This window comes from Ornithinicoccus halotolerans (genome assembly GCF_009602535.1).
Taxonomy (GTDB): Bacteria; Actinomycetota; Actinomycetes; order Actinomycetales; family Dermatophilaceae; genus Ornithinicoccus; species Ornithinicoccus halotolerans.
The window spans coordinates 1-3,088 of sequence record NZ_WIQI01000183.1; the positions used below are offsets into that span (position 1 = coordinate 1).

At 75.6% G+C, this 3,088-nt stretch carries 3 protein-coding genes and 1 pseudogene; 1 reads left to right on the forward strand and 3 read right to left on the reverse strand.

All coding sequences use genetic code 11. From position 1 onward, the window contains the following. A partial coding sequence (locus tag GFJ45_RS15750) for a leucyl aminopeptidase (protein ID WP_153398964.1) occupies nucleotides 1-1,225 on the forward strand: 1,225 nt, incomplete at its 5' end. A gap of 80 nt (nucleotides 1,226-1,305) precedes the next feature. Here the strand turns inward: GFJ45_RS15750 and GFJ45_RS15755 are convergent. The 3 genes and pseudogenes from GFJ45_RS15755 to GFJ45_RS15765 form a co-directional block, all read right to left on the reverse strand. Continuing rightward, entirely contained in the window at nucleotides 1,306-1,488 is a 183-nt protein-coding gene (locus tag GFJ45_RS15755; protein ID WP_153398967.1) for a DUF5302 domain-containing protein, read from the reverse strand. Nucleotides 1,489-1,607: 119 nt separating this feature from the next. Then, a complete protein-coding gene (locus GFJ45_RS15760) occupies nucleotides 1,608-1,982 on the reverse strand; it encodes a hypothetical protein (RefSeq protein ID WP_228387195.1) in 375 nt (124 codons plus the stop codon). Between the two features lie 208 nt (nucleotides 1,983-2,190). After that, nucleotides 2,191-2,994, reverse strand: a pseudogene (locus GFJ45_RS15765) (5-oxoprolinase subunit C family protein); the annotation flags it as partial. Nucleotides 2,995-3,088 lie beyond the last annotated feature (94 nt).

Below are 3,088 nucleotides of genomic sequence, written 5' to 3' on the forward strand. Positions count from 1 at the left end.
AGGTCACCGCCCGGCCCCGCCGTCCCGGGCCGGCCGCACCAAGGCCGCGTTCGCCCTCGGCGACGGCAGCCCGGAGCAGGCGGCCGCGGTGGCCGAGGGGGCGCTGCTGGGGGCCTACACCTTCCCCACCTTCTACGGCGAGGGCAAGCAGAAGTCGGCCAAGCCGCCGCTGGCCGAGGCGGTCGTGCTCGGCCCCAAGGGCCGGTCCCGGGAGGCCAAGCAGCTGGCCGCCCGCGCCGCGGCGGTGGCAGACGCGGTGCGCTACGCCCGCGACCTGGTCAACACCCCGCCCAACGTGCTCTTCCCGGAGAGCTTCGCCGGCTCCGTCGCCAAGCGCGCCCAGGGCTCGAAGGTCTCGATGGAGGTCTGGGACGTCGAGAAGCTGGTCGAGGAGGGCTGCGGCGGGATCCTCGGCGTCGGCCAGGGTTCGGGCCGGTCGCCGCGGCTGGTGCAGCTGTCGTACAAGCCGCGCGGGGCCAAGGCGCACCTGGCGCTGGTCGGCAAGGGCATCACCTTCGACTCCGGCGGGCTGTGCCTCAAGCCGGGTGCCTCGATGGTCACCATGAAGTGCGACATGGCCGGCGCGGCCGCCGTGGCCGCTGCGGTGCTCGCGATCGCCGAGCTGGGGCTCCCGGTGCAGGTCACCGGGTACCTGTGCCTGGCCGAGAACATGACCGGCGACCTGGCCCAGCGGCCCGGTGACGTGGTGACGATGCGCGGCGGCAAGACCGTCGAGATCATCAACACCGACGCCGAGGGCCGGCTGGTCATGGCCGACGGGCTGGCCCTGGCCTCGGAGCAGCAGCCGGACGCGGTGGTCGACATCGCCACCCTCACCGGCGCCGCGGTGATCGCGCTCGGCGAGCGCACCATGGCCGTGATGGGCAACGACGAGGCGCTGCGGGAGCGGGTCCACCAGGCGGCCAGCACGTCCGGGGAGACCTCCTGGCCGATGCTGCTGCCGGAGGAGATCCGCTCGCAGCTGGACTCCCCCGTCGCCGACATCAAGCACACGGGGGAACGCGCGGCCGGGATGATGGTCGCGGCGACGTTCCTGCGCGAGTTCGTCGGCTCGGGCGCCGACGGGGCCACGTTGCCCTGGGCGCACCTGGACATCGCCGGCCCGGCGTTCAACGAGAAGTCGCCGCACGGCTACACCCCCAAGGGCGGCACCGGCTCCGGTGTCCGGGCCCTGGTGGCACTGGCGGAGAGCTACGCGAGCTGACCCGAGCCGCTACCCCGGACGGCGACACCCCGGTCCCCGACGATGCGGGGACCGGGGTGCCGGCCTCTGGTGAGGGGTGCTCAGCCGCTCTTGCGACGGAACATCTGCTGCGCGCCGGAGGTCTTCGCGCCGCTGGCGTGATCGACCTTGCCGTGCGCGTCGTGGGCAGAGACGTCCCGGCCTCCGTGCGACTGCTTGCGCGCAAGCGCGGCACGGAACTTGGCCTTGACGTCCTCCCCCACCGGGCTGGTCGGATCTGACATACACACCACCTCCTCGGGTCGGGTAACCCCAAACCTGCCACCCCGCTGCGCACGGCGCCAGCAGTTTTCCCGGTAGCGGCCCGCTGCCGGGGCGCGCGTCGCAGCTGGTCGCGGCCGGCTCAGCCCCGGCGCTGCCGCCGGTTCCACTCCCGCATCCGGGAGGGGTAGCCGACCTGGTTCACGTCGTAGACGGGTAGCCCGAGGTCGCGGCACACCCCGAACCCGGCCTGCGGGGAGCCCACCGCCCGCCGGGTCCACTCGCCGTCGTGGGCCACCAGGACCAGGGTCGTGGTGGTGACGTGGGTGGCCGGCTCGACGTAGCCCTCCACGCCGCGGCGGGTGCCCGACCACTCGCGGGCGTAGCGCTGCACCGCGGCCAGGTCGACGTCCATGTCCGGGCCGTCGGTGCGGCGGCGACGGCCACCGGCCGACCCGGGCACGCCGGAGCCGCCGGAGTGCCCGCTCCGGCCGAAGAGTCGTCGCAACCAGCCCACGCCCCGAGCCTAGCCGCCGCGGGGCACCTCCCACGTCTCCCCGTGTCCGTGCACAACGCAGCACTCGCGCGCCCTGGTCACGGCAGCCCGCCGCCAGCGCGTGCACAACGCAGCACTCGCGCGCCTTGGTCACGGCAACCCGCCGCCAGCGCGTGCACAACGCAGCACTCGCGCGCCTTGGTCACGGCCACCGGTGGGGCACTCCGGGCTACCGCTCACGCAGCCGTAGCGGCTGGCCCGGGCGCAGCTGCCCGCACCGGTCGACGTCGTCGTCCTCGACGTACCCGATCACCGGGTAGCCGCCGGTCACCGGGTGGTCGGCCAGGAAGAGCACCGGGGTGCCGGCGGGCGGGACCTGCAGGGCGCCGCGCAGCATCCCCTCGCTGGGCAGCTCCCCCTCGCGGACCCGGCGCAGCGGCTGCCCCTCGAGGCGCAGCCCGATCCGGTTGCTGTCGCCGCTGACCGTCCACGCCTGCCCGGTGAGCAGCCGCCAGCCCTCCTCCCCGAACCAGTCGTCCCGCGGCCCCCTGCGCACCCGCACCGTCACCTCCCCGGCGTGCGGCTCGGGCACCGGGGCCACGTCCACCCCCGGCGGTTCCCCGGCCGGTCGTCCCACCGGGAGCACGGTCCCGGCCGCCAGCGGCGGCGGGCCGAGGCCAGAGAGCAGGTCGGTGGAGCGGGACCCCAGCACCGGCGGCACGGCCACCCCACCGCGGACCGCGAGGTAGGTGCGCAGCCCCGCCTCCGGGGTGCCGAGCCGGAGCACGTCCCCGTCCCGCAGCAGGTGGGGCGCCAGGTGTGGCGAGCCCGGGCAGCGGGCGCCGCTGGTGGCGACCAGCAGGTCGCCGCTCGCCCGCACCACCAGTCCGCCCGCGGTGGCCTCGATGACCGCCGCGTCGTCGGGGTTGCCGACCAGGGCGTTCGCCAGCCGGTGGGCGCGCCGGTCGCACGCGCCGGACCGGCCCACCCCCAGCGCGCCCTGCCCGGGGCGGCCGGCGTCCTGCACCGTCGCGAGCGGCCGGGACCGCTCCGTCGCCGGCGTCGGACGTCAGCTCCTCCCGAGTGAGTACCTGCCGGGGATGGCGGGCCATCAGCAGCAGCAGGTT